This is a genomic window from Capnocytophaga sp. oral taxon 329 str. F0087, assembly GCF_000213295.2.
In the GTDB taxonomy this organism is placed as follows: Bacteria; Bacteroidota; Bacteroidia; order Flavobacteriales; family Flavobacteriaceae; genus Capnocytophaga; species Capnocytophaga leadbetteri_A.
Window position 1 is genome coordinate 1 of sequence record NZ_KN390086.1, and the last position, 2,316, is coordinate 2,316.

General features: G+C 40.7%; 1 protein-coding gene. It reads right to left on the minus strand.

The genetic code is table 11. From position 1 onward, the window contains the following. Positions 1-2,316 (minus strand): ArdC family protein (locus HMPREF9074_RS11805; RefSeq protein WP_052141393.1); only part of this gene is annotated, 2,316 nt, incomplete at both ends.

The following is a 2,316-nucleotide window of genomic DNA, read 5'->3' on the forward strand; positions in this document are numbered from 1 at the left end:
TTTGTCGTACCATACGACCAATGGGTCGAGGTCGGTAGGTTTGAAGTTATTGACGATGTTTTCGACTATTTCTTCATTGAGTTTCTTTCGGTTTTGAAAACGTTTCTCATCGGTATAAAGGTCGCTTAAGGGTATGGTTTTAACGCCTGTATATTGCCCAACTTTAGTGTTTTTTTTAGCTTTTGTGGCTTCTGGCTTGGGTTTTTCGTTGCTATGTATTAGCAAAGAATAATATTCTTCACTTTTTTCACTTTCAAATGTTAAACAAATAAAATCTTTCCCCTCTGTATATTGCTTTTCAATCTTACGTTTTGTTTCTTCTATTTTTTCATAAAACCTTAATGGGGCATATACCTTTATGCCATTATCAAAAGTATTTTTTAAATAAAATTCATTTATGGTAAGCTCTTGGTAGGAGTATAAGCATACTATTTCATTCAAGACATTGTAAAACGCAATAAACTTATATTTCTTATCGGTATTATCTGTTTTTTCAGTAGCTTTTTTGGCTTCTGGCTTGGGTTTTTCGGCTTTATTCGGCTTTTCCCCTACGGCTACATTTCCTATCTCATCAAAGGCTTGTTTTATGACTTTGGTGAATTGCCCTTTTGCTGTTGCGCTGTTTTTGCTATTAGCTTTGGCTTCAAGCCACTGACCGCCTTTGGCTAATAGGTTTGGTAACAGCTCGATGAAGCGTTCTGTACATTGTTCGATAGTGTCGTACTCTTTGGCCGCTCTTAGGTTATGATTAAATGCCCATTCTATGCGTTCTTTTACGAAAGCATAGTCTTTTTGGGCTTCTGCTTTTCTCCCTTTGCCGTAAAGTGCTGCTATATCATCTATCGCCATATATTTTTCAAACATAGATAGGTGAAACTGTGTGCCTATCATATCTGTTTTTAGCAGGTTTATTTTGCCTGTAGAGCTGTTGCGATAGCCCTCAATCATTTTTTTATTAGTTTCGGTATCTGAAAACTTAAGGGCAGTGGTTGTTTTTGTTTCTTTTGGGGCTTTTGGCTTCGGTTTTTCGGCTTTCTTCTTAGGTTTTTCAGCTTTATTAGGCTTTTCGTATTTAGAGAGGAAAGCGGGTTGTCCGGCAGCATTGAGGTTTAGAATATAGTCGGTGGCAGCTTGCGCCAATGAGGCGGCTTTCATTAGGAATTTGTTGTCGTTTTCGGCTTCTTTTATGGCACTATTCCAGCCTTTGAGGTAAGCCGCGTGGTTTTTGTTATTGTACCACATAATGCCCGCCCACGCACTTAGGAATACAGCACCAAACTCGGCTACTAACTCTTCTTTAGCATAGCCGCTATCGCCAAATCTAAATGAAATCTTTTCACGATTTAGGCGGCTTTCGTGGCGTGTAGAGTGCGTAAGTTCGTGGAATAGGGTACGATAATAGTCATTAACGCTATCGAATTGCTCAATCTTAGGCATTCGCACCAAGTCTTCACTTAGCTTATAATATGCCTCATTGCCTCCGTGCTTAATAGCGGGAGGGTTGGGGTAGTTTTCGACAATAAGCTGGGCAGCTTCGTTTTCAGAAGCGGTTTCTGGTATGGCACGCCCTATCTTTACCTCTGGCAGTTTAAAGTCTATACCTGTAATATCTTCACCGTTATATACGTTGTAATAGCGTATCATTGGGATACGGGTAACAATATTTTCTGGTAACTTGTGTTTGTCTAAGAAATCTATTACTTTATGAGCATTAGTAGAAGAATAGGCTTTACGTCCGATATTTTTGTCGGCAGGGACAACGTAGCGGATAGAATAATATACTACCTCATAGCCTTTTGCACCTTTTTTTAGGGTGCCTTTGTGTTTTTTGATTTGCTTAAAGGTAAGGAAATAAGGGTTGGCAAAGGCTTCTGTAAGTCCGATGCGTTCTTGCAAGAGCATACGGTTTACGCCTCGATATGGTTTTTTGCTGTCAAAATTAATAGGAATAAAGAAAGCATCATCTTCCCAAGTTTTTTTGTAGTCAGAGGCTTTGGTGCTCTTTAACATTTTGATAATCTTGTCGGTTATCATTTTGTATATATCGGCAGCAGGAATAGGCTTGCCAAGCCCTTGTGTTTCATCATCGGGGGCTTGCTCGAAATAGTCGATGCCGGCAGCAGCAAGAAATGTTAGCTCGTCATCGGACAAGTGGGACGGAGCCGACAAGTGGGACGGTTGGGGCGGAATGATTTTGCCTTTTACAAACTTATAGCCTTTGCGTAGGCGTCCACAATCGTCGAGGGCTTCGCGGTAGTCGCCTGTGTGGTGTGCGCCAGCAAGGGCTGTAGGAGGGGTTGGATAGTCCTTTATATT